General features: G+C 54.8%; 14 protein-coding genes. All 14 read right to left on the bottom strand.

What is annotated here, in order from left to right; all coding sequences use genetic code 11:
* Positions 1–152 precede the first annotated feature (152 nt).
* The 14 genes from DQG23_RS17810 to DQG23_RS17745 all read right to left on the bottom strand — a co-directional run bounded on the left by DQG23_RS17810 (position 153) and on the right by DQG23_RS17745 (position 17,748).
* A complete protein-coding gene (locus DQG23_RS17810; protein ID WP_113032228.1) occupies positions 153–1,490 on the bottom strand; it encodes a DUF4349 domain-containing protein in 1,338 nt (445 codons plus the stop codon).
* Between the two features lie 183 nt (positions 1,491–1,673).
* Complete coding sequence (locus tag DQG23_RS17805; protein WP_113032227.1) at positions 1,674–1,916, bottom strand: hypothetical protein; 243 nt, start codon at positions 1,914–1,916, stop codon at positions 1,674–1,676.
* Between the two features lie 177 nt (positions 1,917–2,093).
* Positions 2,094–3,365 carry an adenosylhomocysteinase gene (locus tag DQG23_RS17800; protein WP_113032226.1) on the bottom strand — a complete coding sequence of 424 codons (1,272 nt, stop codon included), beginning with the start codon at positions 3,363–3,365 and terminating at the stop codon, positions 2,094–2,096.
* Between the two features lie 129 nt (positions 3,366–3,494).
* Positions 3,495–5,114 carry a bacillithiol biosynthesis cysteine-adding enzyme BshC gene (bshC, locus tag DQG23_RS17795; protein ID WP_113032225.1) on the bottom strand — a complete coding sequence of 540 codons (1,620 nt, stop codon included), beginning with the start codon at positions 5,112–5,114 and terminating at the stop codon, positions 3,495–3,497.
* A gap of 255 nt (positions 5,115–5,369) precedes the next feature.
* Positions 5,370–5,684 carry a DMT family transporter gene (locus tag DQG23_RS17790; protein WP_113032224.1) on the bottom strand — a complete coding sequence of 105 codons (315 nt, stop codon included), beginning with the start codon at positions 5,682–5,684 and terminating at the stop codon, positions 5,370–5,372.
* Positions 5,681–6,022: a DMT family transporter gene (locus DQG23_RS17785; protein WP_113032223.1), complete on the bottom strand. Its 342-nt coding sequence runs from the start codon at positions 6,020–6,022 to the stop codon at positions 5,681–5,683. The genes DQG23_RS17790 and DQG23_RS17785 overlap by 4 nt, the downstream gene beginning before the upstream one ends.
* A 54-nt stretch (positions 6,023–6,076) precedes the next feature.
* Complete coding sequence (locus DQG23_RS17780) at positions 6,077–6,661, bottom strand: TetR/AcrR family transcriptional regulator (RefSeq protein WP_113032222.1); 585 nt, start codon at positions 6,659–6,661, stop codon at positions 6,077–6,079.
* Positions 6,662–6,925: 264 nt separating this feature from the next.
* Positions 6,926–8,074 (bottom strand): galactonate dehydratase, encoded by a 1,149-nt coding sequence (gene dgoD, locus DQG23_RS17775; RefSeq protein ID WP_113032221.1) that lies wholly within the window; start codon positions 8,072–8,074, stop codon positions 6,926–6,928.
* Positions 8,075–8,080: 6 nt separating this feature from the next.
* On the bottom strand, positions 8,081–8,896 hold the full coding sequence (locus tag DQG23_RS17770) for a carbohydrate ABC transporter permease (protein WP_113032220.1): 816 nt from the start codon (positions 8,894–8,896) through the stop codon (positions 8,081–8,083).
* Positions 8,896–9,783, bottom strand: coding sequence for a carbohydrate ABC transporter permease (locus tag DQG23_RS17765; protein WP_420330241.1), 888 nt, complete (start codon positions 9,781–9,783; stop codon positions 8,896–8,898). The genes DQG23_RS17770 and DQG23_RS17765 overlap by 1 nt, the downstream gene beginning before the upstream one ends.
* Positions 9,784–9,869: 86 nt before the next feature.
* On the bottom strand, positions 9,870–11,201 hold the full coding sequence (locus DQG23_RS17760) for an ABC transporter substrate-binding protein (protein WP_113032219.1): 1,332 nt from the start codon (positions 11,199–11,201) through the stop codon (positions 9,870–9,872).
* Between the two features lie 203 nt (positions 11,202–11,404).
* Complete coding sequence (locus tag DQG23_RS17755; protein WP_113032218.1) at positions 11,405–12,343, bottom strand: DUF4434 domain-containing protein; 939 nt, start codon at positions 12,341–12,343, stop codon at positions 11,405–11,407.
* A 50-nt stretch (positions 12,344–12,393) separates the two neighbouring features.
* On the bottom strand, positions 12,394–13,467 hold the full coding sequence (locus tag DQG23_RS17750; protein ID WP_113032217.1) for a glycoside hydrolase family protein: 1,074 nt from the start codon (positions 13,465–13,467) through the stop codon (positions 12,394–12,396).
* A 114-nt stretch (positions 13,468–13,581) separates the two neighbouring features.
* A complete protein-coding gene (locus tag DQG23_RS17745) occupies positions 13,582–17,748 on the bottom strand; it encodes a DUF4855 domain-containing protein (protein WP_113032216.1) in 4,167 nt (1,388 codons plus the stop codon).
* Positions 17,749–17,750 lie beyond the last annotated feature (2 nt).

Here is a 17,750-nt window from a genome sequence, read left to right as displayed (position 1 = left end):
CGGTACCCTCTCCCCTTTCCCCCACTTTACCCCACTTTTCACCACTGAATATGAATTATTCGCCACCAAAACGAAAAGTCCTGCTCCAAGAGCAGGACTTTTCGCAATCCGTCTATGTTTTTTACATGAAAACGCAATCATCATTTACGTCATTAAGCATCGTCCTCTTTGTCATCGGGAGCTTTGTCCGTTGCGCCCGGCCCCCGATGGCTAGGTTCGATTTTTTCGCCATATGCGCTTTTCCGCCGCTGCGGGTTGTTTTTCTGCGTTTTCATATAGCCGTAAATCGCGGGAACGCCGACTATGGCGAGCACGAGCAGGATCGGTAAAGCGCCGGCAAGAAATACGAATAATCCTTCGAATAAATCGCCGATAAAACGGGCGCTCCCTTTTAACGCATTTCCGGCTCTCGTGAAAGCCGATTCGGGCGACTCATTTTCGCTTTTTACCGTTGCCCCGTTCATTTTTTCGTACAAGCGGAGCTCGATCGTCGATAACGACACGTTTTGATCGATAAACCGCATCCGGCCCTTTATTTTCTCGATTTCCTCCTGCACCTTGCCGAGCTGGTTCGAGAACGTGACGAGATCGTCGGCCTGCATCGCTTTTTCCATAAAAGCGAGCAGACGCGCCTCTTCGACTTCCTTGCCTTTCAACCGGGAGGAAAGATCGACGTATTCCTCCGTCACATCCTGACCTTGCACGCTTCGCTGAAGCTTCAGATGTCCGATTTTCGCAAGATCGGCAAGGAAGGTTGAAAACCCGTTAGCCGGTACTTTGATCGTGAAATTCCCGCTTTTCTCGTTTTGCGTTTGATTTTCCGAAAAAACCAACATGTATCCGCCGTTTAAAGTAATCAAATTTTGAATTTCCGTTTGCGCATCGTCATAGCTCTTTACTTCCATCGCGATATTCGCTTTGTAAATCAGCTTGCGGCTGATCGCATCGGATGCGTCGCCCATTCCCGATCCCGTCGACCCTGCCGTTCTCGGCTGTGCCGACGCTGCGGCAGGGCTGGCCTGGTTTTTGTCGGCCGCCGCCGTCCCTTGGCCTTCTGCCGGAGCCTTCGCCGAATCGTCCGCTTTTTCCTTGCTCCCGGCAGCGTTATCGGCCATGCCTTGCGGAGCGGCCAATTCGTTAGCGGCATTGGAGGACTGGCCGCTCTCGCCGCTGCATCCCGCCAACAAGGCCGCGGTTATAAGCAGCGCTGCCACAGCTTGCTGGAGCTTGCCGCTTCGCAAAGCGGCGCCTGACCCAGCCCGGATTCGAAATCGAGCCGGCTTTTCCTTCGATCTCGACAAGAGATTCTGCGAGGCGGCTTCACTCGATCGCAGTACAGTGCTTTGTGAGGCCGTCTCCACCAATCCCGAGACTGCGCTCTGCGAAGCGGCATCGCTCGATTGCGTTACCGGGGTTTCCGAAACCGCTTTCCCCAAATCCCGTACGCAGTTCACTTTCGTTCGATTAGCATGGTTGTCTCTAGTCTTCATGCCAAAACCCCCTTCGTCCCGGTTTACCGGAATTGGTCGAACGCCTTCTCGGCATCCAAACTTGTAAACGGAAGAGGGATGGAAAATGTTGCTTGCTGCGGTTAGATCTTCAAAATATACTAGAAACCAATAGGCTTCTCTGTAATCCCGCGGCGGGCGATCGAAACCGGCAGTGGTCGCTCCTTATTCGAGCTTACCGCGTTTTTGAGTTTCAAGCCGTTTATCGTAGCGATCGTCGACTTCCTTGGCCATTTGACGGTACAGCTCCGTTTCTTCGCGAACAGGATCTTTTTCCGTCTGGATTCGCATCACATACTTCGGATGAATTCGCTTTACCGCCGATTCCTTCGGGTCATCCGTTTTCATTTCGCCTTCGGAGAGCATTTCGATCAACTGCTGTTCCAGCATATTCCGTTTATCATCCATGAAAAGACCTCCCGTTTATAGATTGCCGAATACGTTTATTATATCGCATATACGCCCTCGCCAACCGAAAACCGTATGCGAAAGGTAAAGGTATCGAAACCGCCGGAAGCGACGTTGCGCTTGATAAGCTTCTTTTGTTTAATAAAAAAGCGTCCCCCGCAGGGAACGCCGATACTTCTAATGCTCCGTCCAGCTGTCCAAATATGCTTTCTGCTCGGCGGACAACGAATCGATGCCGATGCCAAGCGACTCCAGTTTAAAGCGAGCCACTTGCTCGTCAAGCTCATAAGGAACGTTGACGACTTTGCTTCCGATTTCTTTATATTCATCGTTAACATATTTCAGTGACATCGCTTGAAGCGCGAATGTCATGTCCATAATTTCCGCCGGATGTCCGTCGCCTGCCGCCAGGTTTACGAGACGTCCTTCCGCCAAAATATAAAACTTCCTGCCGTCCGCAAGCTGATACTCCACGATATTGCGGCGCACCGTCCGGATCGATACGGCCAGCGCTTCGAGCTCCGGCTTGTTGACCTCAACGTCGAAATGACCCGCGTTGGACAAAATCGCGCCATCCTTCATCACTTTGTAATGCTCGCCGGTGATGACGTCGCGGTTGCCAGTTACGGTTACGAAGAAATCGCCGATTTTCGCCGCTTCGCTCATCGGCATAACGTGGAAGCCGTCCATGTACGCTTCAACCGCTTTTATCGCGTCGATTTCGGTTACGACGACGTTCGCGCCGAGCCCTTTGGCCCGCATCGCAACTCCTTTGCCGCACCAGCCGTAGCCGGCGACAACGACCGTCTTGCCTGCCACGACGAGGTTCGTCGTCCGGTTGATGCCGTCCCATGCGGACTGGCCGGTTCCGTAACGGTTGTCGAACAAATATTTGCAGAACGCGTCGTTCACTGCAACCATCGGGAATTTCAGCTGTCCGTCCTTCTCCATCGCTTTCAAGCGCAGGATGCCTGTCGTCGTTTCTTCCGCGCCGCCGCGCACGTTCGCAAGCAAATCCTGGCGCTCCGCATGGAGTATGGAAACGAGATCGCCGCCGTCGTCGATGATCAGATCCGGAGCCGTCTCCAGCGTTTTGATCAGCAGCTCTTTATATTCCTCCGGGCTCGGGTTGTATTTCGCGAATACCGTAATCCCGTCCTCGACCAATGCCGCACAAACGTCGTCCTGCGTAGAGAGCGGGTTGCTGCCCGTAATCGCTACTTCGGCTCCGCCCGCTTTGACAACCTTCGCCAGGTAAGCGGTTTTCGCTTCGAGATGCAAGGAAATGGCGACCTTTAATCCTTTAAAAGGCTGCTCCGTTTCGAATTGTGCTTTGATCCGGTTCAGCACCGGCATATGCGCGCTTGCCCAATCGATTTTAAGATGACCTTCCGGCGCAAGGCCAAGGTCGGTAATGACACTGCGTTCTTTGGCATTATTGGATGACATCGGAAACCTCCATTAGCTGTAATGAAAAAACTTCGGAACCTTCAACTATAAGCTCTCGTCAATAGCGGCTCCGGTTGACGCACCGGATAGACTGCATTCGGGAGCGTTCGCGCCGCTTGCCGGGGGTCGTTATAAATGGACAATGCGATGCAAGCCGTCCGGTTCGTAAGGCGTTTCCGCCAGTACGTGCAGCCAAGAGTCGCCGTACTTGTTCAAGTAAGCATAAACATTATACACTCTTTCCTGCAGTTTGCCGATAGGTGATATCGTCAATCGGATCCGGTCAAGCTGACGGACAGCCGACTCCTGCTGCGCTTGGCGGGCGTCGATCGCCTTTCCTTTGAGAAACCGGATTTGCTCGGCGATTTTCTGCATATTCGTCTCCCCGAGCTTCCGCAGTCCGGCATTGATGCCGGCGATATCCTCGACAAGAGGCGTGTACATGTCGTTAAACTTCAACTCGATCTCGTCAAAACGCTGCTCGAGCTTCAGTTCGTCCTGCTCTTTCAGCCAGCCGTTTTTCTTCTCTTCGAAACAACCGAGCACATCTTCGAACGAAAGCCCGTATTTATCCATATGCTTGACGATGGTGCCTTCCAATAACGTATATTCCTGACGAGGAACGATAATCGGCATCCTCATCCCCAGCGCATGAAAAACGCCCTTCAGCTGCGACCAGTAGGCGATTTCTCCCGGTCCGAGCACGACGCCGAGCACCGGAAGCACGTAATCCTGCATGGCCGGACGCGTCATGACGTTGTTGCTGAAACGCTGAGGCGCTTGCTCCGTCCACTCGAGCAGCTGTTCCATGCCGTATCGGAACTGTTTCTTGCGATCCGTAAAATCGTCCCCGTCCGAATGCAGCAGCACTCGCTCGCCATCTTCCCGGAAAATAAAGAGGTTCACGCTGTCCGCAGCCGTTTCCGCTTGCGGACGGTATCCGAGCGCTTCCACATTCGCTACTCCGGCTTCGACCGCTTCGCGAATGTCGCGGTGCGCTTCCAGCATATGCCTGAACATCGGCGCTTCCAGCTTCCTTAAGGAAGGATCGTCGGAATCGATCAGCACGAGCCCATGCCGCCCGAACATGTCTGCGACGATCCGGGCAAAATAGGAGACGAGCGTATCGGAACGTTCGGCGAATGCTTGCAGCTTATCGAGAAGCGGCGCTTTAAATTCTGTATCGGGCAGTTGCCCTTCCAGCTGTTTGATCGCATCGCTCCATTCGGTTATCGACAGACGGCTTATCGACGTTCGGATGCCTGTCGGATGAGCGATTTGGACTTTCTCTATCGATTGCTGTGGACTCATAACATATGTATGATTCACTTCATCGAAATCATGATCCTCCCCGGCAATCCAAAACACGGGCACAACCGGCCTGCCCAGCTGGGCGGAAGCTTCCCGCGCGGCTTGCAGAACCGTAATTGCCTTGTAAACGACAAGCAGCGGTCCGGTAAACAGTCCCGCTTGCTGCCCGCCCGCAATGACAAGCGTTCGGGGATCGCGCAAAAGCCGGATATTTTCGATCGCTTCTGGCGCATTTTCCGATTTCTCGTTAAAAGCCATCAGCAGCTTCACAAGCTCTCCGCGGTTCGCCGCAGGCGAACTGCCGCTATCGAGCCATCCGGCGCGTTCCGTCCAAGCCCCGGGCGCGAAATCGTAAAACGATTGAACATTTTCGAATGCAGACGTATATTGTTCGGCTAACGGCTGGCTTTTGGGCCAGCTCGCCGTTTCGATCTTCATCGTTATGGCCTCCTCTTCCGCACATGCATGATGTAACCTAGTTTCGATTTTACACATCCGCCTTCCATTCGTCAAAGCTTACGCGATAAAAGCTGCTTACATGCATTTAGCCGAAGGCATGCCGCCCTCGGCTAAATCATTCCTTTATACGACTGAGCCGATTAAATCCGCTCTTTTCCGCAATGATTATCGTGTTATCTGCTATACCAAACGTAAGTTCGTATATTTCTCATTCGGCTGCAGCGACTTCAATTATTAAGCCAAAAGCTTCAAGCCGATGGCTGCGGATAAAATCATCGAGATGAACAATACCCGAATCCACTGCTTCGGCTCGCCGAACAGCAGCATTCCCGCCAAAGCGCCGCCGGCGGTGCCGATTCCGGTCCAGACCGCGTATGCGGTTCCCATCGGAATTTCTCTCATGGCAAGCGACAGCAGCAGGAAGCTGACCCCAAAGCCGCCGACCAGCACGGAGAACGATTTCCAGGTACGTTTTTCATTGACCTTCTGAATGCCGATTACGCCGACAACCTCACCAAATCCTGCAAGAACAAGTATGATCCAGCTCATGATGCGGCCGCCTCCTCGCCCTTCGACTTGGTGACCATTTTAAGCCCGATGACGCCCGTAAGCAGAATCAGAATAAATAAAACCTTCAACCAGCTGAACGGTTCGCCGAAAACGATCATTTCCAAAATAACCGTCCCCGCCGTACCCAATCCCGTAAATACGGCATAAACCGCACCGATGGGCAATACCCGAGTCGCGCGGATCAAAACGTCGAAGCTGAGAATGATCGCGATAATCGTCAGCAGCCATTCCCACCAAGCGGCGGAGTGTTTAAGTCCGGTCACCCAGGCAACCTCCATTACTCCGGCGCCGATAACCATTAACCAGTTGCGATTCATGATGCTCCCCTCCCAAGGTAAGCAGCGGGATCTCTCTTTTTGGCGATCCCTGCCTTAATTCTTTGCGTTCAACCCCTGCCAGAAAATCGCCCATGCAGCGTTCAAACGTTTGGAAAAGCGGTCCTTTCCTCCATACATCAGCTCCACGAGCAAGCCGTCCAGCAAGCAAAGGAATGCCGTCGCAGCCTGTTTGGCCTGCTCCTGATTTTCTTCGCCCCGCGGCGAAGCCTGCAAAAATACGGCCACGAGCGCCTCCTCGATCTTGTCCAAATACTCGTCATACATCGAATCCAAAATATTTTTCTGCAGCGAAGCCGGCGGAAAAAACATCATGCGCATCCAAAATTTCATTGCGCCGTCCCCGTCGAACCGCTCTTTAAAATGTGCGATTACGCCGAGCAGCCGCTCCTCCAACGGTTCATCATCCTGCCGCGACAAAACATCGGCGACAGATTTCCATTCCTGCTGGGCGACATCGCTGAATACGCCGAAAAACAGCGACTCCTTGCTCTTGAAATGAGCGTAAATGGAAGGCGTTCGAATGCCGACATCCGCCGCAATTTGCGAAAGCGAAGCGCCATCGTAGCCGTGCTTGGCAAAATGCTCGAGCGCAGCTTCTTTAATCCGGTTCGCAGTCATCTCCAACACCGCCTAACTATCATTAGTTAGGTACACTATCTCACACCCGTATTCCGGTGTCAATCATTTTTTTGCGCCGGTTTACCTTGTCGGGTTAAACGGTCTTGCGGACTGCCGTTTCCGACAGTTGCGCTTGGTTATGCCTTTTCCCTCGTATTCACACAAGGTTTGACCGCCGACGTGTGACTGAGCACCGTGTACTGGAGTCGCGCGCGGCGCGGAAAAGCCTCTTGAAGAACCGTTTGCCGCTCAGCCACATCATTCCTACCACTCCGCCACTGTACCGTCGTCCTGCCGCCATACGGGATTCCGCCAGCGATGGCCGGTTTCGGCCATTTCCCGCACTTTCGCTTCATTGATTTCTATGCCGAGCCCGGGGCCGGTCAAATTGGCGACAAAGCCCTCTTTGTACTCGAAAATACCGGGATCCGACAAATAGTCGAGCAGATCGCTCCCTTGATTGTAATGAATGCCGAGGCTCTGCTCTTGGATGAAGGCGTTCGGCGTGCACGTATCGAGCTGCAGGCAAGCCGCAAGCGCAATTGGTCCGAGCGGACAATGCGGTGCTACGGCGATATCGTACGCTTCCGCCATCGCCGCTATTTTACGCGTCTCGAGAATGCCTCCGGCATGCGACAAATCCGGCTGAATAATATCGACGATGCCCTGCGCAAGCAGTTCCTTGAAGCCCCATCGCGTATACATACGCTCGCCCGTTGCGATCGGACAGCTTGTATACCGGGCGAATTCGGCCAACGCTTCATTATTTTCCGGCAGCACAGGCTCCTCGATAAACATCGGCCTGAACGGCTCGAGCTCCTTGGCCAGCACCTTGGCCATCGCCTTATGTACGCGGCCGTGAAAATCGATGCCGATTCCGACATTCGGGCCGACCGCGTCGCGGACGGCTGCGATTCGTGCCGCCGCTTGTTCGACTTTGGCGAACGAATCGATATAATGCATTTCTTCGGTGCCGTTCATTTTCACCGCGGTAAAACCCGCTGCGACCTGCCGCTTGGCCGCTTCGCCGACGTCGTTCGGCCTATCGCCGCCGATCCAGCAGTAAACGCGGGTTTTGTCGCGGCAAGCCCCGCCGAGCAAATCGTAAACGGGAGCGCCGTAAAATTTCCCCTTAATATCCCATAACGCCTGCTCGATCCCCGACATCGCACTCGTAAGGATAGGTCCTCCGCGGTAAAAAGCCGCCCGGTAAAGCACCTGCCATATATCCTCAATCCGCATCGGGTCCCGCCCGATCAAGTAGTCGGCCATTTCCTGAACGGCAGCCGCCACCGTATCCGCCTTGCCTTCGACGATCGGCTCGCCCCAGCCCGCTATCCCCTCATCCGTATCGATTTTGAGGAACAGCCAGCGGGGCGGCACTTTGAACAGCTCCAGCTTCGTTATTTTCAACGCGTTTCACCCCTTCACGGCGCCGGCCGCAAGACCGCTGACGATATAACGCTGGGCGACGAGCGCGATAATGAGCACGGGAAGCGTAATGATGCAGGCGGCGGCCATCAACGCGCCCCAATTGATTTCCGAGTAAGACATGAAGTTGAATACCGCGATCGGCAGCGTCTTCGTTTTGTCCCCGGCCAGAATGATCGAGAACATAAAATTGTTCCACGAGAAAATGAACGAAAGCAGCGACGAGGTAATGACGCCCGGCCCCGAAATCGGCATGATGATCCTTAGGAACACTTGATGCCGCGTGCAGCCGTCGATCAAGCCGGATTCCTCGATTTCAAGCGGAAGCGCCTCGAAGAACGAAATCATGATCCAGATGATGAACGGCAGACCGACCAGCATATGGCTTAGAATAAGCGCCGTATACGTATCGACCAGATTGATTTTGGAAAATAAAATGAACCATGGAATCAGAAACGTAATACCCGGAATGATCCGGGCGACCAGGATGACAAGCCCTAACTGCTGCAGCTTGTATCTGGCGATCGCATATGCGGCCGGCAGCCCTAACACGAGCGACAGCACCGTCGAGCCTACCGCTACGATAAAGCTGTTGACGATAAATTTCAGGAAGTCGTACTCTTGGAAAACGCTCGTGTAATTATGTCCCGTCGGCTTGAAAAACAGAAAGTTGCCCGTGGACATAATTTGCGCTTGCGTCTTGAACGAAGCGAGAAGCATCCATATAAACGGAAATGCGAACACGAACAGGACGATACACGTCAGCACGGCGAGCGTCGCCGTGCCGCCTTTTTTACGTTTCATTACGCAGCCTCCAATCGTTTGCGCGCCCAAATCATCAAAAGCGTGAAAGCCATTACGATGGCAAAGAAAATGACGAGCAGCGAAGAGGCCATCCCCAGCTTGAAATATTGAAAGCCGAGCACGTAGCCGTATAAATTCAGCGTCTCCGAAGCGAAGTTCGGCCCGCCTTGCGTCGTCGCGTAAATAATGTCGAACGTTTTGAGAACGTCGATCAGCCTCAGCATCGCCGCTACGATGATGGTAGGCCTCAGCAAAGGAAGCGTAATGGCCGTGAACTTCGTCCAGGCGGAAGCCCCGTCCACGTCTGCGGCTTCATACGGATCGTTCGGCAAAGTGGACAAACCCGCCATAATGATCAGCGAAATCATCGGCGTCCACTCCCATACGTCGATCACGATCAGCGAAGGCAGCACTTGGCTCGGCGATGCAAGCCAGAGAAGCGGCTTTAAACCGAGCGATTTCAGCACCGTGTTCGCAACGCCGATCGACGGCTCGTAAATAAGCAGCCATACAAGCCCCATCGCCACAGGCGTCGCAACCATCGGCAGCAAAAACACGGTTTTTACGAGATTTTTGCCCATAAATTCGCGATTAAGCAGAACGGCTATGGCGATCCCGAGCACCGTTTCGAAAATTAGCGCGACAAACGTGAAATAAAACGTCGCCCTGACCGCATGCCAGAACCGATTGTCGTTAAACAGCGCGATGTAGTTGTCGATGCCGACCCACTTCGGAGGCGTCGTAGCGGACATGCTCCATTCGAAGAAGCTGATCCTCAGCGTATACACGATCGGAAACACCATCATCAGCAGGACGAACAGAACGGCCGGCAGCGTGTACACCCATTTGAGATTGCGGTCAAACCAGTTAAAGCCCACTCGCTTCATCCTTTCCCCGGAGCGATATTGCGGAGAGCCGCCAGGCACCATCGGATCTTTGCACACGGCGGCTTGTCTCCGCGCTTACGGAATCGCTACTTGGTTTTATCTTTGTCGATGATCGCCTGCAGCGCCTTGTTGGCACTTTCCGCGGCCGCCTGCACATTCGTATCGCCGTTCATAATCTTCTGCACGACTTCGCCTACGGCGTCCCGCGCTTCGCCTACGCTGATCACGACAGGACGGTCGTGGTCGACGCCGACCTTGGACGATTCTTTGATGATCGGCACAAGCTCCGCCGGAAATCCGGTTACGCCGTCCGGATTATCCCATACCGACATCCGCGCGCCGGGATTGCCCTGCTTCTGTGTTTTGAGCACGATTTCCTTCGACGTAGCCCACTTGATAAATTCCCAAGCAGCATCCTTGTTCGCCGCCTTCGCGTTTACCGCGAGCGCCCAGGACGTTATGCTGTATGGCTTGGAGCCCGCTTTGCCGCCAGGAAACATTGCGAACCCGACTTTATCGGCAACCGTCGATTTTTCTTTATCGGTGACGTTTTTGTACAGCGAGTTGGCGTCCGTCATAAAAGCTACCTTGCCTTGGGCATAAATGCCGAAAGCTTGCGGCCAGGACATATTCAGCACGCCCGGAGGCCCATAATCGCGCAGCAGCGTACCGTACGTCGTAAACGCCTTGACCGCTTCCGGCGTATTGATCGTCGCCTTGTCGTCCTGCATAAAATCGGCGCCTTCGGAGTAGAGAAACGACGACAGCTGCGTAATGAGCGGCGATCGTTGACCCCGGGCTACGAAGCCGTACTGCTCGATTTTCGGATCATGCAGCTTCTTGACCGCAGCGGCTAGCTCGTCAAGCGTTTTCGGGACGGCGATACCCGCTTTCTCGAGCAAATCCTTCCGGTAATACAAAATTTCCTGCTCGGTAATAATCGGGATGCCGGCGAGCTTCTGGTCGACCGTCGTCGAGCCGATTGCCGACTTGGAGAAATCGGCGAAGTCGTAAGCCGCATCCTTGTTCGAAAATTCGTCAAGAGGATGCACCCAGCCGTTTTTGTAGAACAGCTTACCCTCCTGCAGCGGACGGTACATAAAAACATCCGGCGTCGCCGATCCCGATGTGAATTGAACGGTAAGCTTCTGCGTCAGCTGATCCTCAAAGAAGCTTTCGACCTTTACCTTCATCCCGGTTTGCGCTTCGAATTCCGGCAGCAGCGCTTTTATCGCATCGCCCCACGGATGGTTGGCCGTCACAAGGGAGACGGTTTTACCTGCGAACGGCTTCTCCCCTCCCGCTTGGTTCGTATTGCCGGCGCCTTCCTGCGGCTTCTTGCCGCAGCCCCCGGCAACGGCTGCAGCCAGCGCCAGCGAAAGCGAAACGTATAAGCCCCTTTTCCAATGAACGTTCATTCTCGCTCCTCCTTAAATATGTTGCAGGTATTGCACCACAGTCCGAAACAGTCCGAATCCGAAATCGATAAATCGCATGCATTTCATAGATTCCCTACTTTCGAGAAAAATTACTCAAAGCCACTCCCGCGATATACTTTCCGATAAACGCAAAAAAGGACTGCCGCGGAGTAAACCAGTTACTCCGGACAGTCCTTATGATTTTATTTCAGCAGCCCAAGCTGCTTCATCCTTGCGGCATAAGCTTCGTACAGCGCGACGGACGTTTCATGGCCTGCATGTGCGCTCGAACCCGGCTTGTTCATCATGCCGAGATATTGGTAACAGAGCACCTTGTCGGCATATTCGGACAAAATCGACAGCTGCCGTTCCACGCGCTCGAAGGATCCGGGCATCAGCACTTTGCCTTGGAAGCGGAACAGCTCCAGATCCGCCCAAAGCGGCTTCCCCGCTTTGTCATGCGCTTCCCGCAGCCTGGCGAACGTTTCCTCCACCGCCTCAAACGTCGTCCGGTCGACGCCGATCTCGTCCTGATAAGCGATGTAGTCGACGTCTAGCGATCGAAGCTGTGCGACAAAACGGTCATCGCCGTTAATCGACCTGGTTCCGTACGGCGCGATAAGCACCTTTTGCGGCCCGATTCGGCGGCAATAATCCGCAAGCTCGTTGGCATAAGCGATATATTCGTCCGGGAAATACGTGAAAATGGCGGCTTCGACCGGAAAATACCAGCCCGTGAACGAGCGGTGACGACCGTAACGCCGCGATAGTTCGTCTGCAACAGCGTACCGCAGATCGTTCCGGTCTCCGCGCACCGACAAGCTGCCCATGATCGGCGTCGTAAAAAATCCGAGACCGATGTAGAAGGAAAGCCCCAGCCGGTCTCCCGCCGACAACATCGCCTCGAGCGGATCGTCGCAGACAAGATCCCAGCGCAAAGGTATCGCTTCGGAAGGATAAAACGACTTTCCATGGAGGGCTACGTTAAGCAGAACGAACGTGTCCATGCCGACTTCCGCCATTTCCTCGATTTTGATCAACCAGTCGTCTGCCGTAAACTGCTGTGTCGTCGCATTCCACGTATCGCCCTCATAAGGATTGGGGTGATAAAAATCCAGCCATGTACCGCTTATCGCTTTCATTGCCCTTTACGCTTCCTTTCCGCTTTTTCGTTTCGCTATACCGCCGCTCCTCATTTCTCCACATCCGTCCGGTCCAAAAGCAGATAGGAAACGGTCGCCGCGAAGCCTGCCGCTTTCCGGAACGTCGTCGTGACCGGCGACCGTCCGGGATCGTCCGACTTGACCTTCGAACGAAACAGACCGAGCCCTTCATGCTCCAGCCTTGCGGCCACGGCGCGCAGCCGGTCTTCGACATGCGCGGCCCCTTCAGGGATGTCCGGGTACTGCGCATAAGCGATGCATATTTCCCAAACGCTGTTCCAATCCCGGCCCCACCAGGGCGCCTCGTTATCGTCATTCGGCTCCCCTTTCATCGCATCCAGTATCGTTCGCACGGCCATATCCGCAACATGGGCCCATTGACCGGCGAGTTCCGGCGGAAGCAGCTTGACGGCGGAAGCGCCGAAAGCGACGATCGTCGCCTGATAGCCGACGCTATTACCCATGCCGACGGTACCGTCCCAATATTCGGTATACGGCCACCAGCCCGGGTTGTTTCGTCCGAAACGGTCTGCCAGATGCGCGAAGGTTCGCTCCGCATGCTGCAAATAAATCGCGTTTCCGGAAAGCTCGTACGCCCTTCCCCAAGCGTGTGCGGCGTACATATCGCCGTTAAGGACGTCATGGTTTTGCGCATCCGGACGTTTGTAGACCGCTCCCGGATTTTCTTTCGCAACCTGCGTCAGCAAATAATCGGCGGCCCGCAGCAAGCTGCGTTTGGCATCCATGCTTCCTGTCAAGCGGTAAACGTGATACAGGCCGTTCGCGACGGCGCCGATCTCGGCTATATCGACGGTTTGCGGTTCTCCCTTCTTCACGTAAAACGGCTGTCCGAACGCTCCGCTCGGCAGCTGCCTCGCTTCCACGTTTGCCGCGAGCCGTTTTGCGATGTCATAACCGTCGCCGCCGTTCAACCATCCGTCCATTGCAAAAAAGCATGCCGCTTGCCCGATTGTGCAGCAGCTGGCCCTATCGCCAAGCTCCTCGTCCCATACGGTTATGCCGCCGCTCACCGGGTCCTCCTGAATAAGTTGTTCGAAATACGGTTTTAATTTCGCTGCGATGGCAGCTATCTGTTCGTTCATGGTTGTTCTCTCCCGTTTCGGATTGAGCCCGGCGCACCGCATACGGCGACCGGGCCGGCTTCCGTTTCTCTAATTCGGCGAGCCGCTCATCCGAGCGGCCCATTTTTTGTTCATCTAGCTTCCCGACCAAGCCTCAAGGAGCGCCTTGGCATCGGCGTCCAATGCAACCCTCGCGGCATCCGAGACGTAATCTTTTTTCGGCTTGCGCCCTTTTTCCTTCTCTTGCATCGCATCGTCGTAGTCTTTTTTGGACGGCTTATGCAGCGACTTCAAGAAATCTTTCATTTCTTTCACGGCGTTATTCATTTTGCCTTTCGCCAAATCTTTTTCGGCATGCTCGAGATTTTTCTCCAGCTTTTTCTTCAGCGAATCGCTCAGTTCATTCGAAGCTTCGTACCTGTTAAGCAATTGTTTCATGGAAGTGATGCTTGTTTTCACGATAACGCGGATCGCCGCCTCGGTCCGATTGCCCGCCCGGTCCGTCACCGCAATACCGATCGTATGCGTGCCGAGCTTGCCGGCCCAGTCGATCTTCGTCCCGGCGGCAACCGGCTTGCCGTCTGCCGATAGGGCTTGCTCCGCTACACCCGAAAGCGAATCGGACGCCTGCAAGTCCAGCGAAATCGGCATACCGTCGAGTAAAGCCGCCCCGTCTTCAAGCGTAATCCCGTTCGCTTTCAAAACAAAGGAAGGAGCGGTCCGGTCGATCCGGACGTCGGCGCGTTTGACCGCTTCGGCATTGCCGGCCCGGTCCACGCTGTAATAGGCTACCGTATGCGTACCTTCTTGGCTGATCGTCGCTTGCGCCCCTTCCGTTACGGGTTCGCCGTCGACGCCGATAAACGTCTTCGCGACGCCGGACAGATCGTCAGTCGCTTGCAGGCGAACGATTTGATCCGTACGGTGCCAGCCCGGCGCGGCATCATCCGTCGTCACGGGAGCCGTATGATCGGGGAATGCCGGATACGCGCCTTTGATCGAGGCGTACGTCTTGTCGTACACTTCCCGCTGCGTTTCCACCGCGCTCGCTTGCGCCTGCTGAAGCGTATCGGTCCCCATGTACCAAGCTCGCACCGCACCGTTCATATACCCTGCGGTCACGCCTTGGTCCAAATAGCGGAGAAACTTTTGCCGGTCCGCCTCCACCGTCAGCCCGTTCCAGTGAATTTCAATCTCAACCCCGAGCCCGAACCGTTTGGCGAGATTTGCCGCCTCGGTAGGTCTCGTATCGGGGCTTTCGTAAAACGCGTAGTTCGGCTGCATGATCGCATAGTCGAAGCCGAGCGCCTTCCACTTGTAGAAGCCGTTCGCTTGGTAGAACGGAATCCAGTAGTTCATTTTGCCGTTCTGATGAATGTAGGCGTTCACCTGCTGCAGCAAGCTTTCCTCGGCATTGCTCGGCAGCACCTCGACCGATTCGCTCAGCCAATAAAAGCCGTCGAAGCTCAAATGCGGGTAACGCTCCGGATTCCATCTTTGCAGAAGCTCGTCGACATACCATTTCACCGCAGCCACCCGGTTAGCAAGCGCCTGCTGCTCCCCGATGCCGGATGCGTTAAAGCTGAGCGCACTGCCGTTTACCGTCCCGAAATTCGTCTGCGCGACAAGCGGCTTCGGGATGGCTAGCTTCACCTTAGCCTTGTACGTCGGCCTGTTCAATGCGGATTTCGCTTGGCCGACGGCTTCGTTCAAAGCAGCGATCTGGTTCGCATCTTCGAACAGGAAGTCGATGTATCCCTGCCAATCCGTTTTGTTCGCCGAAGCCGCTGCCGTCGTCGAGGCTACGTAAGACCTGCCGCTGGACGCCGTTGCATACGGCAGAAACGTGAACGAATCGAACAGCATATCCTTGATCTCGCCGTCCCGATTCAAGTAAGCGGCCGCCGGGAGCAGCTTATCCGCCGTTTTGGATTCTTTAACCGTCCCGTTCGTGTGCCAGCCGGCATAGATCAAGTAATCGTTGCGCGTGCCCCAAACCTCATCCGAGCCCGGAGCCGGGAATGCGTTCGTTTCCTTATAAGGATCCTCGAAGCCGAGATCCGGGGCTTCTGTCGCCCCGTCAGCGATCCCATGCCGCCCGATTACTTCAAGCTCGTCGACGAACGCCCAAACCGAGACGTCGAATCCGATTTTCACGCGGTTCGCAATGTAATTCAGGCCGCTCAGTTTGAATGCCTTATGCTTGGCGTCGATCGTCTCCGTGTTCGCCGAAGCTACGGAGCCGATATATTGCCATGTCTGCCCTCCGTCGCCAGAGAGCGAGAAGCTCACGTTCGACGGCATGCCGATGCCCGCCGCCGCGTCTTGCATCACCCGCAGGCTCACTTCGTTGACGGTCGACGTTTGACCAAGGTCGACGATGATACTTCTGCCGATATTCCGGTAAAAGTCGATATATTTGTCCCGGTTTTTGCTCCAATCGCCGTTGCCGAACACATTGTCGGTCAGCCGGCCGATCATCGCCTTTTCTTTGTCCGTCTGCGGCTGATCGCCCGAAATCAGGCTGAGAACCGGCGTTTTGCCGTAAGCTAAGTTGGAGGCGAGCTGTTCCGGCGCTTTCGGGAACGAACCCTTGACCGATTTATAAGTCATCTCGTAGATGTCGCGCTGGGCCGGATCGGTGCTGTTGTAGGCGTCCTGCAGCGTCAAATTGCCCAAATACCATCCCCGGACGGACTCTTTCATATAGCCGGCGGTCGTCCCTTGGTAGACGTACTGGTAATACTTTTGCCGATCCGCCTCGTTCGTAATGTTGCGCAGCTCCATCTCGACCCCGAGTCCGTACCGTTTGGCGAGTAAGGCCGTATCCGTCGGCCTCGTCACCGGAGCCGCATCCTGGAACGCATAGTTCGGCTGCATGACGGCGTAATCGAAGCCGTAATATTTCCATTTTTCGAAGCCGGACGCCTGATAAAACGGAATCCAGTGAATGATTTTGTTCTGCTGATGAATATAGTCGATCGCTTGCATGACGAGGCTTTCTTCGAGATTGTCGACATAATAATGAATCGCTTCGTCAAGCCAATAAAAGCCGTCCAGCCGCAAATTCGGGTACTTGGCCGGATCCCAGCGCTGCAAAATTTGATCGACGTACCATTTCACTGCTTTGACCCGGTTTGTGAGCGCCTGCTCATTGCCGACTTCGGCCTGGTTGAAGTTCAAGTCTACACCGTCGATTGTGCCGAAGGCGTTTTGCGCTCCGACGGGATTCGGAATCGCGATTTTGACTTTTCCTTGATAGTCCGGCCGGCTTAAAGCCGATTTGGCTTCGCCTACCGCCGCGTTCAATGCGGCAAGCTGGTTTTGGTCGTTAAACAGGAAATCGATGTACTCCTGCCAGTCCTGCTTATTCGACACTTGATTCGCGGTCGCGCCGTTTTTGTAAAAGTACGAGCGTCCGCTTGAGGCCGTCGCATACGGAAGGAACGTAAACGAATCGAACATCATGTCTTTGATCTGCTTGGACGGGTCGATATAAGCGACGGCCGGAAGCAGCATGTCTTTCGTTTTGTCGTGACGGATCGTTCCGTTCGTATGCCAGCCGGCGTAAACGAGATAATCGTTTACCGCGCCTCTCGTCTGAGCGGAGCCGGGCGCCGGATAAGCGTTGATTTCCTCGTACGGGTCGAAATCGCTTCCCGCCGGAATCGCCGCGCCGTCGACAATCCCTTTTTTGCCCATGATTTGCAGCTCGTCGGCAAATATCCAAACGTCAACGGGGAAGCTGATCCGAACCTTGTTCGCCTGGTAGTTCAGACCGCCGAACCGGAATACGCCCGCTTTCGCGTCAACCTTATCGACCTGGTCCGCCGGAACGGAGCCCAAATACGTCCAGGTCTTTCCTCCGTCGTTCGACAGGGAAAACCCGACGCTTTGCGGGAAATAAATGCCGGCGCTTGTATCCTGCATCGCCCGGAAGTTCAGCTCCTTCACCGTGGACACCTCGCCGAGGTCGACGATCACATGACGGCCGATATTCCGGTAAAAGTCGACGTACAGCGTACGGTGCCCGTTCCAGTCGCCGTCGCCCAGAACCCCGTCGGTCAGCCTGCCGGCCATCGCCGCTTCCTTGGCCGTTTGCGCCGCATCCCCCGAAATGAGCGAGACGGAAGGCGTTTTGCCGGAAGCGAGGTTGTCGTAGTAAACATTTTCATAGACGGAGGCCGTAACCGCGGATGATTCCGCATCCGCCGACGCCGTTCTCCCTGCCAGCGCCGGGGCAATAATCGTAAGCAGGACGGCCGCGATCAGCCATTTGGACAAAAAAGCTTTATACCTCATGC

Source organism: Paenibacillus contaminans, assembly GCF_003285015.1.
GTDB classification, from domain to species: domain Bacteria; phylum Bacillota; class Bacilli; order Paenibacillales; family NBRC-103111; genus Paenibacillus_V; species Paenibacillus_V contaminans.
This window is presented reverse-complemented; position numbering and strand designations above follow the sequence as displayed.